Origin of the sequence: Maribacter luteocoastalis (assembly GCF_048890225.1) — a bacterium.
GTDB lineage: Bacteria > Bacteroidota > Bacteroidia > Flavobacteriales > Flavobacteriaceae > Maribacter > Maribacter luteocoastalis.
On record NZ_JBMFZG010000001.1, the window covers coordinates 488918 to 504669 of the forward strand.

Annotated in this window: 16 protein-coding genes; 4 read left to right on the plus strand and 12 right to left on the minus strand. The window is 37.3% G+C overall.

Annotated elements, in window-relative coordinates; translation table 11 throughout:
• Window positions 1–151 precede the first annotated feature (151 nt).
• The gene (locus ACOCEA_RS02075) at window positions 152–1255 is read left to right on the plus strand and encodes a DUF4407 domain-containing protein (RefSeq protein WP_420754532.1); all 1104 of its coding nucleotides are present in this window, start codon (window positions 152–154) and stop codon (window positions 1253–1255) included.
• A gap of 366 nt (window positions 1256–1621) precedes the next feature.
• Here the strand turns inward: ACOCEA_RS02075 and ACOCEA_RS02080 are convergent, their stop codons facing one another.
• The 10 genes from ACOCEA_RS02080 to ACOCEA_RS02125 all read right to left on the minus strand — a co-directional run bounded on the left by ACOCEA_RS02080 (window position 1622) and on the right by ACOCEA_RS02125 (window position 10741).
• Window positions 1622–3397, minus strand: a complete 1776-nt coding sequence (locus ACOCEA_RS02080) for a MutS-related protein (RefSeq protein ID WP_420754533.1) — start codon at window positions 3395–3397, stop codon at window positions 1622–1624.
• 198 nt (window positions 3398–3595) lie between these two features.
• On the minus strand, window positions 3596–3961 hold the full coding sequence (locus tag ACOCEA_RS02085; RefSeq protein WP_420754534.1) for an MmcQ/YjbR family DNA-binding protein: 366 nt from the start codon (window positions 3959–3961) through the stop codon (window positions 3596–3598).
• Between the two features lie 8 nt (window positions 3962–3969).
• A complete protein-coding gene (locus tag ACOCEA_RS02090) occupies window positions 3970–4362 on the minus strand; it encodes a Dabb family protein (protein WP_420754535.1) in 393 nt (130 codons plus the stop codon).
• Window positions 4363–4416: 54 nt separating this feature from the next.
• On the minus strand, window positions 4417–5037 hold the full coding sequence (locus ACOCEA_RS02095) for a DUF4230 domain-containing protein (RefSeq protein ID WP_420754536.1): 621 nt from the start codon (window positions 5035–5037) through the stop codon (window positions 4417–4419).
• Entirely contained in the window at window positions 5030–5389 is a 360-nt protein-coding gene (locus ACOCEA_RS02100; RefSeq protein ID WP_420754537.1) for a DUF4260 domain-containing protein, read from the minus strand. Before ACOCEA_RS02100 ends, ACOCEA_RS02095 begins: the two co-directional genes overlap by 8 nt.
• Entirely contained in the window at window positions 5386–6138 is a 753-nt protein-coding gene (locus ACOCEA_RS02105) for a cyclase family protein (RefSeq protein WP_420754538.1), read from the minus strand. Before ACOCEA_RS02105 ends, ACOCEA_RS02100 begins: the two co-directional genes overlap by 4 nt.
• 11 nt (window positions 6139–6149) lie before the next feature.
• Window positions 6150–7283, minus strand: coding sequence for a radical SAM family heme chaperone HemW (hemW, locus tag ACOCEA_RS02110; protein WP_420754539.1), 1134 nt, complete (start codon window positions 7281–7283; stop codon window positions 6150–6152).
• Between the two features lie 78 nt (window positions 7284–7361).
• Window positions 7362–7916, minus strand: a complete 555-nt coding sequence (ruvC, locus tag ACOCEA_RS02115) for a crossover junction endodeoxyribonuclease RuvC (RefSeq protein ID WP_420754540.1) — start codon at window positions 7914–7916, stop codon at window positions 7362–7364.
• A 4-nt stretch (window positions 7917–7920) separates the two neighbouring features.
• Window positions 7921–8397 (minus strand): energy transducer TonB, encoded by a 477-nt coding sequence (locus tag ACOCEA_RS02120; protein ID WP_420754541.1) that lies wholly within the window; start codon window positions 8395–8397, stop codon window positions 7921–7923.
• A 109-nt stretch (window positions 8398–8506) separates the two neighbouring features.
• Entirely contained in the window at window positions 8507–10741 is a 2235-nt protein-coding gene (locus ACOCEA_RS02125) for a TonB-dependent receptor (RefSeq protein ID WP_420754542.1), read from the minus strand.
• 118 nt (window positions 10742–10859) lie between these two features.
• On the opposite strand from ACOCEA_RS02125, the gene ACOCEA_RS02130 reads away from it, so the two are divergent.
• Entirely contained in the window at window positions 10860–11375 is a 516-nt protein-coding gene (locus ACOCEA_RS02130; protein WP_420754543.1) for a DUF456 domain-containing protein, read from the plus strand.
• Here the strand turns inward: ACOCEA_RS02130 and ACOCEA_RS02135 are convergent.
• Entirely contained in the window at window positions 11372–11926 is a 555-nt protein-coding gene (locus tag ACOCEA_RS02135; RefSeq protein WP_420754544.1) for a nitroreductase family protein, read from the minus strand. The two genes, ACOCEA_RS02130 and ACOCEA_RS02135, sit on opposite strands and share 4 nt — an antisense overlap.
• Window positions 11927–11947: 21 nt before the next feature.
• Window positions 11948–12832, minus strand: coding sequence for a LysR substrate-binding domain-containing protein (locus ACOCEA_RS02140; RefSeq protein ID WP_420754545.1), 885 nt, complete (start codon window positions 12830–12832; stop codon window positions 11948–11950).
• Between the two features lie 78 nt (window positions 12833–12910).
• On the opposite strand from ACOCEA_RS02140, the gene hutH reads away from it, so the two are divergent.
• A complete protein-coding gene (hutH, locus tag ACOCEA_RS02145; RefSeq protein ID WP_420754546.1) occupies window positions 12911–14491 on the plus strand; it encodes a histidine ammonia-lyase in 1581 nt (526 codons plus the stop codon).
• Between the two features lie 9 nt (window positions 14492–14500).
• Window positions 14501–15751 carry an imidazolonepropionase gene (gene hutI / locus ACOCEA_RS02150; protein ID WP_420754547.1) on the plus strand — a complete coding sequence of 417 codons (1251 nt, stop codon included), beginning with the start codon at window positions 14501–14503 and terminating at the stop codon, window positions 15749–15751.
• The last annotated feature ends 1 nt before the right edge of the window (window position 15752 follow it).

The following is a 15752-nucleotide window of genomic DNA, read 5'->3' on the forward strand; positions in this document are numbered from 1 at the left end:
TACAATCATCATAAATAATGTTAAAGCCTTCTTTTGGAAGGCTTTTTGCGTAACAATTCCCCATAAATAGCGTTCTAACAGGTAAGACCAATGTCATCAATTTAATCTTGCCCTGGGCTTAGCTAAAGGGTCAATCAAAAAACAAATCAATATGTTACAAGACTTTTTTATCCTGTGTTCCGGGGCAGATTCCGAAATTTTAAAATCGTGCTCCAAAGGGGAGCAAAACAAATATGCCGGTATCGGCGCTACTGTTTTCTTCACGGCCGTAATGGCCTTTATTGCTAGCAGCTATGCATTATTTACGGTTTTTGACAGTGTTTATGTAGCAGTGTTTTTTGGTCTTATATGGGGCTTGTTGATATTTAATCTAGACCGCTTTATTGTTTCCACCATTAAAAAACGAAATAATTTTAGTCAGGAGTTTTTTCAGGCCACGCCTAGGATTATTTTAGCGGTTATCATAGCCGTAGTCATTTCCAAACCTCTAGAAATGAAAATTTTCGAAAAGGAAATCAATCAGGTGTTGTTAGAACAGAAAAACGAACTTACACTGGCCAATAAAGAACAATTAGCATTACAATACACTCCTAAAGTGGAACAATTGAACCAAGACATTGTAAACTTAAAATCGGAAATAGCGGCAAAGGAAACCGAAACGAATACCCTCTACGATATCTACATCAATGAAGCTGAAGGAACCGCAGGTACGGGGCTTCTAGGAAAAGGCCCCGTCTACAAGGAAAAACGTGATAAACATGATGCTTCCTTGGCCGAGCTGCAGCAGTTAAAAACCACCAATAGTGAGAAAATAACTGGCTTGGAAAACCAGATAGCAGCTCTGAATACCGAGTATGCAGAAGTTGTACAAAACACCCAACCGATTATCGATGGTTTTGACGGACTCATGGCCAGAATAACAGCTTTGGGGGAATTACCATGGTTTCCATCCTTCTTTATTTTTCTACTGTTCTTGGCCATAGAAACATCTCCTATTATAGCCAAAATATTGGCCCCTAAGGGTGAATACGATATTAAACTGGAGGAGGAAGAAAGTACTTTGGCATCTTGGGTGGAACAAAAATTGGCGCAACGCAAACTTATTGCTTCTACAGATAGTACCCTTAACCAAAAAATATATGAAGACCTTAAAGGCGAGGAAGAGCTTTATGGATATAAAAAGAAAAAAGCAGCCGAACTACTTCGATTACAAGCAGATACATTCCACAATATTCAAGTAAAAGGGTTAAAATAAAAAAAGCCGATATATTAAGATATCGGCCTTCATAGGTAACGGGGGGAACTACCTACCTATTTAATTGAGTTAGTTAGTTGCTAAAAAGGTGTAATGCTACACAGCGTAATTTCATTATCGCTAATATTGAAATCGCAAATTTCATATACTGCAGAGGTTACATTAGATTCCCAATATCCTACAAATTCTTTTTTTCCAAATCGTTTCATCCTAATATGCTATTTAATTACAGGTCAAATTTACATTAGGAACAAGAAGTATAATCTAAATTACAGTTGAAGCATAGAAAGAGAATAGACAGATAGTGGATTACTATCGATGAAGTATTTATTCGACGCAAAGTGGTATTAGATTGGGCAAGGCAATCTAATTCAGAATAATGTTCATTTTCCTGAGTAAAAAGGATGCATTCATATTTTGACAAATACCCTTTTTGAAAGTATAATCAAAATGAAGTTCGTTATTTACTATTTCAGCATCGAAATAAAAATTCTTTACCTGTGGTAGGGTTTGGGAGACCTCACAAAGACTCAGGTCATGTGTCGCAATTATTCCCGTAGATTTTGAGGCAACCAATCGTTCCACAAACTTACGTGAACCAATAGCCTTGTCCCTACTATTAGTGCCTTTTAAGATTTCATCCAAGACAATGAAATAGTTATCCGTTTCAATTTCATCAACAATGAACCTTAACCGTTTTAACTCAGAGAAAAAATAGGACTCGTCATCTGTTAAGGAATCTGTGGTACGCATACTCGTAATTAGCTTTATGGGGCTATATTCCATTTCACTCGCGCAAACGGGCAGACCAAGATTAGCCATGAGAATTTGTAAGGATACGGTACGCAAGAAAGTACTTTTGCCTGCCATATTGGCCCCGGTAATGATGAAGAAGTCTTGTTTTCCTATTTCAAAATCATTGGTAACACTTTTAACGGGATCTAATAAAGGATGACCAGCATCCCTTGACTTAATTACGGAACCTACATCCTTTATTTCTGGATAGCTATACTCTGGATGATTAAATGCAAAATTCCCAAGACTGGCATAAGCATCAAAAAAGGCAATAATATCAAACCATTGTTCTACCGCACCGCCATGGGTTTTAATCCAATTTTCTATCTTATAACAAGTTGACAAACCACTCAAGAAGAATCCATTTCCAAAAATGAGATAGATTATATTATTGTTCCGGTCCAAGTTGCCCAACAATCTGGAAAATTCCTTTAGTACTTCGGAGGATTTTCTACCCTTACTTGTGATAAGCTCTTTTTTATTCTTTAACACTGCTGAGTTAAAGTCTTGTTGCTCGATTAAGTGCAATAATTTGTTATACTGCTGAAACGTAGATTGTAGCTTTGAGGCACCTATACTTAGCTTTGTGATTTTCTTTGTGTACAAACCAGAAATCACAAGACCCAGGCCCATCCAATAGAGTAAAATAGATTCCTTAATCATATCGGTAAAAAACAAAATAAACACCGTTACAGAAAGACCAGTAAATATCCAAGGTAAAACCCGCATCACCTTGGGCACAAAGGAAATATATTTATGGAGCCAATTAACTATGCTGAAAATTGGTGTTTCCGATGTTGTCATGGAAGCTGTTGCCGAAAAATCTTGACGCCATTTTGGAATTTCGGCCAGTTCCGAAACGGCCTCCTGTTTTTTGGGGATGTCAATGATATCATTCCCTTTTAAAATAGACGCTAAGGTAGTGCTACCCTCAGGTAAACTGGATCTATTAACATATTGATAAAAGGACCCTTTACCAAATAAATCAATATCCTGACTATAATAGTGGTTGGGGTCTTTAAATCCAGACCCATCCGGTAAATCATGGAAGTCTCTATTAAGAACTGCCAATTCTGTGGTATTAATATCAATTAAGGTATTTAGTGTATTCCGGGCATATTGTAAGTCGGCATGCCTGGAAACCAAATAAATAAACAAAATTATGGCACACAAGACAATCGCCATAATTACCCTGGTATTTCCAAAAAAAAGATATACCCCAAAAGCTGCCATACAAAATACAACCAAACGTAACATGCTAGACGCAAATAACTTTTTTTTAATCTTGGATAGTTCGTGGCTAAATTCAGCTATTCTGGTCTTGTAAAAAGAGAAAAGATCCTGCATTGGGCACTGGGCTTAATTAGCCCGTAAAGATACATACAATGACTTAGTTATTGTAAGTGGTTACCATTGCTATTTGGCCAAGATGTTAAATATGATGTTAGGAAATACTTGATGAAACAGTCCCAAGGGCATAGCCTTTAGCAGATGCTATTTTTTTGTGTGAATAATTATTCTATTATAACACCATGTAATTTTGCCTTATTTTTCATCTAAAGCATCAAACTCGTTCCTTACTTTTTTTGTGAATTTAGACACTACCAAATCATAAGAATGGTCTGTAAGTTCCAGAATTAGTTTGGGTGAAAGATTATCTATATAAAGCGTATTCCAATGTGCTTTACTCATGTGATAACCTGGAACAATAAAACCGTCATATTGCTCTCTTAAAAAAGCTGAGCGTTCTGGGTCGCATTTAAGGTTTATCTGGGTTGGAATGCGATCCAACCCAGATAATGCAAACATTTTACCCATAACTTTAAATACCAAGGTTTTTTCATCAAAAGGAAAATCCTCTGTTACGCCTTTCTTGGATACACAATATTCGCGAAACGCCTCAATATTCATGTGGGTTTTTATATACCTTGGGAATCATAGACGATTACCCTTGTCCATAAGTCTTCCGATTCCGCTATAAATAATTTATGTGGTGCCTCATCTTGATATTCCTTTTGAGCTTCGGCAGATTCAAAAGTCACAATCAAAGAGTACGTAAATGAGCCATCTACCACATCCCTGCTTGCTCTTGGTGGTTTCCCAATAAATTTTGTTTTCGCAAAGCCTGAGTTATCTAAGAATTTCTGTAATGAGGTTTCAAAAGCTTTACAATCTTCTTTGCTATCAGGGTTTTTTAACCAAAAATATACAGTATGTGCAAAATGGGAATCAAATTCGTTCATTGGTTCTTTAGTTTGGGCAAAGCCCGTTATTGTAAGTGTTAAAAATAATAAAGTTGCTATAGTTTTCATACTTTTTAAATGGTTTAAAGTGTGTAGTTAAAATTATCTCTTGTATTCGATTTCTTATTTTAATATCTCTTTTTGTTTAGAGGAAATTTCCAAAGCGGAATAATCTAATTTCCAACCAATGGTATCCACAATTTTCTCTATAAGAAGAACAGTATGTAAGGCTTCTTTTCGTGCGGTTTCCATAAGTCCACTTTCTGGTATTTTTTCGAGTATATGCTTTTTTGCCTCTTGGTTTAAACTAGTTAGATCATTGGGGGTAAACGTATTAAAGAACCCATTTTTTATATCATAAAATTCCAATTCAGGTTCTATGGATAAGACCTCTGGTTGCGGAAAATTCGTTAGAATTATTTTTTTCTTGCCATCATCGGCATGCATCAAAATTTTATTTAGATCATACCCTATCTGTGCCTTGGCCTTAATTACAATTAGTGCCTTTTTCTTGCTGCTTACCAAGCTCATAAACCGTTCCTTGGTATTCTCGTACTTATAAATTTCAGCAAAGTCGCCTTCAACGGAAATCAATTTACAAACATTTTTTATTTTTTCTAAAAGCACTGTGGACTGATGCGTGGTAAGCTCCTTTCTTTTCTTCCTTCCAAAGAATGAAAAAAGCCAGTACATGGTGATACCACCTAAAATCAATCCTAAAAAAACATCAAAGACATTATCCATTCTTATTTCCTATTTCACCCAAATGTGTGAATCTAAAACCTTTCTCATATTTAAGTCCGTAACCAAATATCCTGTCCATGGCCGCATGCGAAAATACAACAACCCCTATTAATTGTACAATAGGTGCAGAAAAATACATTCCCATAAAATAGAGCAAAATAGCTATCCCTCTATGATGAAATAGATTATACATAGTGGCCCCTATTTTGGCGTTGATCAAATATCCAACCATGCCAACATCTGGTGTTAATAAAAGCACAGGAAACAACCACCAAGGGTACCCCAGCAATCCAAACATGAAAATACCAAGAACAAACATGGCAAACTCTTCTAGCTTCAAAAGTGTTTTCATAAGGTTTTAATTTTATAGAGCACAGGCCTACTGGGGCTTGCATCATTTTCAAATGGCGCCACTTGTAGATTAAGGAAGTAGTCGCCATCTCCAATAGTGTTCGGGATATATATAAATTCCGTAATCGTAGCATCTTGCCTGACATCTCCATTTAAATTCCAAAAGGCCTTATGTGCCAAAAGCTTTCCATCATCCTTTTCCTTATCTACAGAAGGCAGGTCTACTAACAAATGTTTTACACCAAGTTCTACAAGAAATTCCATAGCCTCTTCCAAAAAATATGGTGGATTGGCATGGGAGTATTGTCTAGAAAGCTTTGCATTGGTATTGGGTAAGGTTCTGATTACCAAGGCTTCCAAATCTTGATTTTTAATAGCATTCTGAAGTTGTTTTTTGGAGATAACAAAATCATCGTTCAATTTGCCAGGCGCTATGGTAACCAACTCCGCCAAAAAGAAAAAGGTGTTTAGGTTTTTATTGATAGAATAAAACTCCTTGGTAATATGACCCACACATTCGATATGCGTACCATGTGCATGTGGATTAAACCAAATATCATTAAAATTAGTTGAAGCACCTTCTGCAACGCTGCCAATAAAATCACCATCTACATGTGGTCTTATTTCTGGATGCTTAACATACCAAGCGTTCACGTTGGATGGCCCGCCATGAATCGGTATAGAAATATCCAATGGTTTGGCCAAGTTTATCTGGTATTCCTTTCTTTTATGATGGACTCTAGTTTTCACTGTTGCATTTTCTATGACAAATTAACCATAAATAAATCTGCTGCAATTCCGTCGGCCAAAAATTTACCCTTTTTAGTGGTCAACAGAGTTTCATCGTCTAAAAACAGGAGCTGTTCTTGAAGGAATTTTCGGGAATGCAGTAAAATATATTGCTTGTATTTCTCACCATAATCTAAAGCTATTTTGGTTAAAGAAACACCCCAAATGGTTCTTAATCCCGTCATAACATATTCATTATACCTATCAGTTTTCGTTAGCACCTCCACCTCCATAGGCAAATGGCCAACTTCTATAGCCTTAATGTATTTTGGGTTGTTATTGATGTTCCAACCACGGCGATGACCATCAAAAGAATGTGCAGACGGTCCGATCCCAATATATTTCTTCTGTTGCCAATAGGCCGAATTGTTTTTTGAGTAAAATCCTGGCTTTCCAAAATTGGAAATCTCATACGATATAAAACCAGCTGCTGTCAGCGTTTCGTTCAATATATTAAAATGTTCTTGCGCCACAGCATCATCAACCGGTTTCACCAAACCTTTTTTTACAAAATTGGCCAATGCCGTTTTTGGCTCTACCGTCAACGCATAACTGGATATGTGTGGTATGCCAAAGGAAATTGCTTTGTTAATATTTGAAAGCCATCGTTCGTTGCTCATATTGGGCATCCCATATATTAAGTCAATTGAAATATTTTCAAAGTAAGCGGTTGCTATTTCTATGCATTTTGAAGCTTCAGCTGCATTGTGGGCCCTATTCATTAACTTTAAATCCTCTTCATAAAAAGATTGGATACCTATACTTAATCGGTTTATAGGACTTGCTGCCAGTGCCTTAATTTTTTCTTCTGATAAATCATCCGGATTGGCTTCCAAAGTAATTTCTGGATTGTCATTAACTGTATAATTTGCGTAAACTGAAGAAATGATTTGCTCAATTTCCAAAGTATTTAAAACCGATGGCGTTCCACCACCAAAATATATCGTTTCCACAGTTTCGTATGCAAACTCACTTTCACGAAGCTCTAACTCCTTACACAATGCGGCTACCATGGCTTCTTTTTTTCCCATGGTGGTAGAAAAATGAAAATCGCAGTAATGACACGCTTGTTTACAAAATGGAATATGGATGTAGATTCCGGACATAGTTTCAGTTAGCAGTAATCAGTTGTTAGTTGTTAGTTGTTAGTTGTTAGTTGTTAGTTGTTAGTTGTTAGTTGAAATTTACTTTTTAACTCGTTTCTCGTTCTGTTTTACAAAAGCATCCCAACCAGAATAACTTTTGCCAACTTCTATCCTACCCTCGTTATAAAAATGGCAAACGGCCGCTGCCAGCCCGTCTGTACTATCTAAATTTTTGGGAAGTGATTTTAACCCAAGTACACTCTGTAGCATTTTAGCCACTTGCTCCTTACTGGCATTTCCGTTACCGGTAATGGCCATTTTAATTTTTTTTGGCAGGTATTCCGTGATAGGAATTTGTCTGGAAAGTCCCGCAGCCATGGCCACACCCTGTGCACGACCTAATTTAAGCATGGATTGGACATTCTTGCCAAAAAAAGGGGCTTCAATAGCTATTTCATCAGGGTGGTAGGTATCTATCAATTCTATCGTGCGTTCAAATATCAATTTCAACTTTATGTAGGGATCATCATACTTTTTTAACAATAGCTCATTCATCTGGATAAACTCCATCTTCTTGCCTATCACCTTTATGAGTCCAAAACCCATAATGGTTGTTCCGGGATCTATTCCCAATATTATTTTTTCGTTGGCCAAATTATTACTTGGTATTTAATACAATTGGAATTTTATACTTGGTGCTTACCGGAACTCCTCTTTTTAGAGCTGGCGCAATAGCAGGCATGTTCTTTAAGCTTTGTGTGATTATCCCATCAAACTCCGGCATTTGCTTTAAAATAGATGCATCCTTATGAATGGCAACTACGCTAATTTTACCTTCGGCATCAATAACAAAGATAACTTCTACAATAGCATTCTCTTTGGAATCTACCGTAAATTCAAACTCCTTTAAGGTATGCTCAAAATGTGAAGTGAGCTTTTGTTCAAAACACTGCTTTTGAACTTCTTTGGTAGCATTCTCGTCACATTCTAAAAATAAGGGATAGGAATCTATAGAATTCCAATCTATTTGGTTTAATTCCACATCAATAAGTTCTTGGGTCCGTTTCTCTTTAGACGCAAAGAAATTACAAGAGGCCATGCCCAGACATACCAATAAAATTAAAATGCGTTGCATTACACCTAAACTATGGCGGAAATTACAATTTTTTGGGGAGTTTATTCTTTAGAGAAATGTATTTCTAAATTATAGTCAATATAGACATACCTACCATAAATAATAAGTTTTAAAAAGTAACACTCACCTTTCCCCTTAAGTAAAAAGGTGTTCCAGGCGTAAAGTGAATTTCTTCCACGGGACTGGTTTCATTTAAGAGTCGGCTTTCTGTTGCAAACTGTGTTTCGTTCCATTCTGTATCGAACAAATTCTCTACGATCAAACCCAAAGTCCAGTTATTCCATTTATAGTTGATATTGGCATCGGTCACAAAATAACCATCTGCAACTATAGAATTGTCCTCGTTGGCAGGCCTATCATCAACATATCTATAGTTTAACCCTCCAGAAATACCATTTTTTAATTCAACTGCTATTCCTCCGTTAGAAACAAAATCTGGCGCCAACGGAATGTAATCTTCTCCTTTATTAGCCGCCAAGCTTTTTGCCTTGGTATAATTGGCATCAACAAACAGATATAACCAATCTGTAGCTTGATACCTAGCACCAACCTCGAGCCCATATCGTTCTGTTTTACCACTGGGTTCTACAATACCCGCATCACCTACATAAACGAATTCCTGATCTAAAAATAAACTCCATAACGTAGCATTGAGCACTACTTTATCCGCAGGTTTTAGTATAGTTCCTAAATCTATCCCATAAGCCGCAGGTAAAATATCCGTACCATTATTGGCAACCACAACCCTAGTATCATTAGAGTGAAAACCAATACCCGTTTTAAGAAAAAATTGAGTCTTGGGATTTGGGGTGAATATGGTGTTGAATTTGGGACTAACAACTATTTTATTTTCGCTCTTGGTATCATATAATTCGCTTAAATGGTTAACATAGTCAAATTTGAAATAGTCTAATCGTATCGCAGGATTTAGAGTGAAATTTCCCAACTTAATTTCCCCATTTAAGAATCCGTAGGTATTCACCTCATCTACATCCCCAAAAGAAATTCGATCTAAAATAGTTTGTCTGTTACGTGTGTGTGACAATTCATTATCATCACTATTATCATACCTGAATCCTAATCCAGCATTGTACTCAAGGTTACCTCTACCCCAATTATTAAAAAAATTAGCATACGTAGTTTCAGCTCCAATTATAACCCTTCCTTCCTTTTGTTTTATTTGATCTCCGTTTTCCGGGTCATTCAAGAAAAATGTAAAATTAGAGTACAGTTCAAAATTATACTGTGACACGTAGGCTTTTGAAATTATTGACCCACCGTCTAAAAGTTTTTTATTGTGATTAAAAAGGATGTTTGTCCTACTAGTTTGTCCGCCCTCGGTATCATCTATGGCTCCAAATCTTGTTATAATTCCTTGCGCTACTGCCCTAGTTGGAATTTGACCAGATGCATCCCATTTACTTTGAAAATGTGAAGCTGTTATAAGCATTTCTTGATCTCCAGGTAAATTATAGCGGTATCTACCTAATACATTTATTCTATTAAAATTTTGGGGCGATTTTACAGGACCATCGGTCAAATATAGTTCAGAAGCTATATATGCTGAACTGTTTCCACTATCCAGCACATTAAACATTCCTAAGAAACGTTGGGTATTAAACTGTCCTATTTCAACTGAAGCGAAATTAGTGTCTATGCTTTTTCTGAGTTTTAAATCAACATAACCAGCAGTATTAAAATTTCCCTGATCTGCATAATATGGACCTTTACCAAAGTTTAGGTTTTGTATGGTCTCAGGAATTACAAAATGCAGATCTGCATATCCTTGACCATGGGCATGAGAAACCATATTTACAGGTAAACCGTCTACACTTAAGGCTATATCTGTACCATGATCGATATCAAAACCCCGCAAAAAAAGTTGTTCCGCTTTACCGCCACCCGCATGCTGGCCTATTACTAAACCAGGTACCTTACGTAATATTTCCTGTGATGATTTTACTGGATCAGATTCAATATCAATAGCGACCATTCTGCTTAGCACGTCTACTTTAGAAACCAAAACGACTTGATCTAAGGCAATTGAAGCGGCCTCCATTTGAACTAGCATACCATTAGTGAAGTTTGACGCTTGTACCAATATCATTTTAGTTGCAAATCCCAGGCTAGAAAAGAAAATAGAGTCGTAGGCCTTAGTATTGGAAAGTACAAAATTTCCTTTGTTATCTGAATGGCTGTGTTGTCCACTATTTTTATTTAAGACACCCACGTCCTGTAAAGGATTTCCAAAACTGTCTCTAATAGTACCCTTTAAATTTTGACTTGATATCGAATTAACAAAAAGTAGAATTACTAATGAAAATGTGCATTTAAAATTATACATGATGATATTATCTATTTTGGGCCGTTATCTTAAAACTACATACGAGAAAAAAATAAATGGGTTTGTTTTTCCATTGATTGTAACAAAACAAAAGTATTTTTGACTAACAACAGCACATATGGATATTGCACTACTTATTATCGGATTTATATTTATGCTGGTGGGTGTATTAGGAAGTTTTTTACCTGTATTGCCCGGACCACCATTAAGCTGGCTGGGGTTATTATTACTTTATCTTACCAAAGCTATTCCAAATAATTGGTGGGTGTTGGGGGTAACATTGGCCATTGCACTGATCGTTTTTGCATTGGATTATGTGATTCCAGCTTTGGGTACTAAAAAATTTGGCGGTACTAAAGCTGGAGTCATAGGAACCACTGTTGGATTACTGGTAGCGCTGTTTTTCCCTGTATTAGGCCCATTGGGAATTGTTATATGGCCATTTGTTGGTGCCTTAGTGGGCGAATTATTAAATAAGGCTGACAAAAAAACCGCTACTAAAGCGGCATTTGGTTCCTTTTTGGGATTCTTAACGGGCACTTTTTTGAAATTTATGGTAGCTATCGTGTATTTGGGATTGTTTCTAACTACAGCCTGGGATTATAAGTCGGCTCTATTTCCTTACTTCAACTAATCTATCCAAATCGTTTTTTCAGATACAGGGCCCCTAGTTTGTTCAGGCAGATCACCATCAAAATTACCCATGTAAAAGAAACCTAAACATTTTTCACCTTCGTTAAGGTCAAAAAATTCGTGCATATGTTTTATAATTCCAGGAGAGCTCCAGTAAGAGCCAATCCCCATTTCTGTACAACACAACCACATGTTTTGTACTGCCATGGAAACTGCGGCAATTTCTTCCCATTCCGGCAAGGATTCCTTAGGATCACGTTGCATACAAATGGCAATAATTGCACCAGCTCGTTTTGGGTTTTCCAAAAGCTTTTTGATCTTCATTTGTTTTGGCCTAGGATCCACTTCCTGATATTTTTTTGATAGGAACTCCCCTAGCCCTGCTTGTGAATCACCCTGCAACACCTTAAACCGCCAAGGTTCGGTACTCTTATGGTTAGGTGCCCAATTGGCTGCTTCCAAAATTTTTTCAATATCCGTTTTGGCAATGGGCTCATTGTTGTACTGTACCGGAAACACCGAACGTCTTTTTTTAATCAAATCAAAAACCATATCCTATATTTTCTACTAAGTTCAGTTTAATAACAAATCTATACAATTCTTTAACACGGGATTTGTATTCTCCTTTTTCCAAATCACCGATAGCAAAGCCTTTTGTCTTATATCCTTCAGTTCTATAAATTTTACCCGCATTTGAAAGCCAGATTGTAAAGCAGTCGGTACAATGGCTATACCTAATCTGTTTTCAACCAACTTAAATATAGTCTGGGCATGTACAGATTTATGTGATACTTTGGGAACAAAGCCGGCATCTGAACAAATGCTCATAATCATTTCATAATAATACGGACTGTATTCCTGACTAAACATAATAAACTCGTCATCCGCAAACCGTTCCATACCTTTATATTCCCTAGTAAGCATTGGGTAACTTTCTGGTAAAACAAGTGAAAATGTATCTTCAAAAACCGTTTGCATGTTTAATTCTGCGGGAACCCTTTCTAGTCGAACAAACCCAATATCCAATTCATCCTTAAGAACGGCATCTACCTGATCCATATTAGATCGTTCCTCCAAGGATGTCTTTATTTTAGGAAAGTTGTCCTTTAGCTTTAGTAATAGGGACGGAATCACATACTGCATAGCGGAGCCCAAAAACCCCATGCGAATCTCCCCGGTATCCCCATCGCCAATTAATTGCAATTGCCGTTTGGTTTCCTTTAATTGTTTAAAAATATCTTCTGCTTGCCTTTTTAAATAATGGCCTGCAGGTGTTAGGGAAACTTTCTTTTTGTCCCTTACAAACAATTCTGCCTGCAAAATTTCTTCCATCTGCTTAATTTGCCTACTTAATCCAGGCTGGGAAATAAATAGTCTTTCTGCAGCTTTTCTAAAGTGTAATTCCTCCGAAACGGCTAAAAAATAGGCAAGGTGGCGAAGCTCTATTTGAGAACCCATAGTTATCAATTGTTATATAAAATAGTATTGGCAATTATCAAATTTAACCAATAATTTTAAGGGATTAAAACAAAGATTATGGCAAAAGCTACCCAAACCTTTAAATTAGGAGAAGATTGGTTAACATCTGGAACTGCATTGGATATTTGCAATGGAAAAATTGCATTAGCATTGACCAATGAAACCAAAGGCAAAATTCAAAAGAGTTGGCATACTGTTCAAAACATAGTTGAGATTGGGCTTCCCGTATATGGCATCAACACTGGTTTTGGACCACTTTGCACCACTAAAATATCTAAATCCGAGACCTGTATTTTACAATCCAATATATTAAAAAGCCACAGTGTAGGAGTAGGAAAAGCTGTAAACCAAGAGATTGCAAAATTAATGTTGGTACTTAAGGCACATTCTTTGGCCAAGGGATATTCCGGTATTGCGCTAACTACCCTAGAGCGAATTATTTGGCATATAGAAAATGATGTGATTCCGGTAGTTCCTTCTCAAGGTTCGGTAGGTGCCTCAGGAGATTTGGCTCCCTTGTCCCATTTATTTCTTCCGTTGATAAGTTTAGGAAAAGTGCATTATAAAGGAACTATCATGCCCACTGCTGAATTGTTTGAAAAAACAGATCTAACCGCGCTTGAATTAGGTCCTAAAGAGGGGTTGGCACTTATAAATGGTACACAGTTTATAACCGCCCATGGTGTTAAGGTAGTACAAAGATTACATGCGGTACTATCCCAAGCAGATATTATTGGCGCTATGATGATAGAGGGCCTTCAAGGTTCCGTAAAACCATTCTACAACGAATTACATGCGCTTCGCCCATTTAAGGGAAATATACATGTGGCAAAACGTATAAAACGCTTGCTTAAGGGTTCTGAAATTATGGAGGACCATATTGACTGTGAACGTGTCCAAGACCCCTATTCCCTTCGTTGCATTCCACAAGTGCATGGGGCATCTAGGAATACTTGGCTTCATTTAAAAGAACTTTTGGAAATAGAATTGAATTCCGTTACCGATAATCCAGTAATCATAAATGAAGAACTTACCATAAGTGGGGGAAACTTTCATGGACAGCCTTTAGCCATGGCATTGGATTATGCCTGTTTGGCGGCTTCAGAAATTGGTAATATTTCAGATAGACGGATTTATTTGGCACTGGAAGGGAATAGCCCGGGTGTGCCTAAATTGTTAATGAAGGATACTGGCATTAATTCAGGCTATATGATATTACAATATACCACGGCTGCTCTGGCAAGCGAAAACAAAGGACTTTGTTTCCCTTCAAGCGCAGATAGCATCCCCACTTCCTTAGGGCAGGAAGACCATGTAAGTATGGGGTCCATTGGAAGTAGAAAGGCATTGCAGGTTATTGGTAATGTTGAAAAAATACTGGCAATAGAACTGCTTACGGCAGCCCAAGCATTTGAGTTTAGAAAACCGTTAAAATCAGGTATTTTTCTAGATAGCGTACATGAAGAAGTACGGAAACATGTTGCTTTTGCGGAAAAGGATAGAGTATTTTCAGATGATATTGAAAAAGGCATTCAGCTCATTGAAGATGGCATAATAAGTAAAGTAGTTGCTCAGGTTAGCAAGAAACAAGGCGTATCTTTAAACACAAAGTACTCCGAAGAATTTGAAAATTACTAAACCTAGTATATGAAAGAAATAAAACTCATAGGGCCATTTAAACAAGTATTGCCCATGACCGGGGTACCGTTGAAAGGAGCTCTATACGATGAGCAGCTACTAATTATCAACGATGCCGGCATCGTAATTAACGACACTAAAATTGAAGCCATTGGCACTTTCAAGGACTTGGTAAATCAGTATAAAAATGCAGAAATATACGAGTTGAAAGGTAATCATGTTTGTCTTCCTGGGTTTGTAGATGCCCATACACATATTTGTTTTGCAGGATCACGTGCCAATGAGTATGCCATGCGAAATGCAGGTAAAAGTTATTTGGAAATTGCAGAAGTTGGAGGTGGTATTTGGGATACGGTTACCCAAACTAGAAATACGAGTAAAGAAGACTTGGCAAGAGGCACGGCGAAACGTGCCAACCGGCATCTTAAAACTGGAGTTACTACCATAGAGGTAAAAAGTGGTTACGGTCTTTCTGTGGAAGAAGAACTTAAAATGCTATATGCCATAAAGGAAGCTGGCAATCAAACTCCCGTCGATTTAATACCGACCTGTTTGGCCGCCCATATGTTACCGAGGGATTACAACGGAAACGCAGAAGCTTATTTAGCTGAAATGAGTGCATCGCTTTTTCCAAGGTTAATAGAGGGGAAATTAACCAATCGTATTGATGCGTTTATTGAACAAAGTACATTTACGCCTGAACAAATAAAACCCTATTTTAAAAAGGCAAATGAACTAGGCTTTGATATTACTGTACATGCCGATCAATTTTCAACCGGAGGCAGTGAAACTGCGGTGGATTTTGATGCGATAAGTGCAGACCATTTAGAAGCAAGTACCGCAAAGGAAATTAAGTTATTAGCAAATAGTAACGTCATAGCCATAGCGTTACCTGGAGCCTCTTTAGGGCTTGGTTGTGCATATACACCTGCAAGAAACTTATTGGATGCCGGTGCATCTTTGGCCATTGCTAGTGACCATAACCCTGGATCAGCACCTATGGGAGATCTATTAACGCAGGCAGCAATTTTAGGGGCCTTTGAAAAGTTGACAAATGCAGAGGTTTTGGCCGGAATCACTTTTCGTGCTGCAGCAGCGTTAAAACTAAAAGATCGTGGTGTACTTAAAACAGGTCATTTAGCCGATTTTAGTTTGTTCCATACAGATAATTATCAGGAGATATTGTACAACCAAGGCAATTTGAAACCTTGTATGGTATGGAAAAATGGAATATTGGCCTACAATAAGCATAAAGCATAAT

Coding starts and splice junctions, on each gene's coding strand:
- ACOCEA_RS02075 (WP_420754532.1), top strand. CDS start 152: ATGTTACAAGACTTTTTTATCCTGTGTTCCGGGGCAGATTCCGAAATT.
- ACOCEA_RS02080 (WP_420754533.1), bottom strand. CDS start 3,397: ATGCAGGATCTTTTCTCTTTTTACAAGACCAGAATAGCTGAATTTAGC.
- ACOCEA_RS02085 (WP_420754534.1), bottom strand. CDS start 3,961: ATGAATATTGAGGCGTTTCGCGAATATTGTGTATCCAAGAAAGGCGTA.
- ACOCEA_RS02090 (WP_420754535.1), bottom strand. CDS start 4,362: ATGAAAACTATAGCAACTTTATTATTTTTAACACTTACAATAACGGGC.
- ACOCEA_RS02095 (WP_420754536.1), bottom strand. CDS start 5,037: ATGGATAATGTCTTTGATGTTTTTTTAGGATTGATTTTAGGTGGTATC.
- ACOCEA_RS02100 (WP_420754537.1), bottom strand. CDS start 5,389: ATGAAAACACTTTTGAAGCTAGAAGAGTTTGCCATGTTTGTTCTTGGT.
- hemW (WP_420754539.1), bottom strand. CDS start 7,283: ATGTCCGGAATCTACATCCATATTCCATTTTGTAAACAAGCGTGTCAT.
- ACOCEA_RS02120 (WP_420754541.1), bottom strand. CDS start 8,397: ATGCAACGCATTTTAATTTTATTGGTATGTCTGGGCATGGCCTCTTGT.
- ACOCEA_RS02125 (WP_420754542.1), bottom strand. CDS start 10,741: ATGTATAATTTTAAATGCACATTTTCATTAGTAATTCTACTTTTTGTT.
- ACOCEA_RS02130 (WP_420754543.1), top strand. CDS start 10,860: ATGGATATTGCACTACTTATTATCGGATTTATATTTATGCTGGTGGGT.
- ACOCEA_RS02135 (WP_420754544.1), bottom strand. CDS start 11,926: ATGGTTTTTGATTTGATTAAAAAAAGACGTTCGGTGTTTCCGGTACAG.
- ACOCEA_RS02140 (WP_420754545.1), bottom strand. CDS start 12,832: ATGGGTTCTCAAATAGAGCTTCGCCACCTTGCCTATTTTTTAGCCGTT.
- hutH (WP_420754546.1), top strand. CDS start 12,911: ATGGCAAAAGCTACCCAAACCTTTAAATTAGGAGAAGATTGGTTAACA.
- hutI (WP_420754547.1), top strand. CDS start 14,501: ATGAAAGAAATAAAACTCATAGGGCCATTTAAACAAGTATTGCCCATG.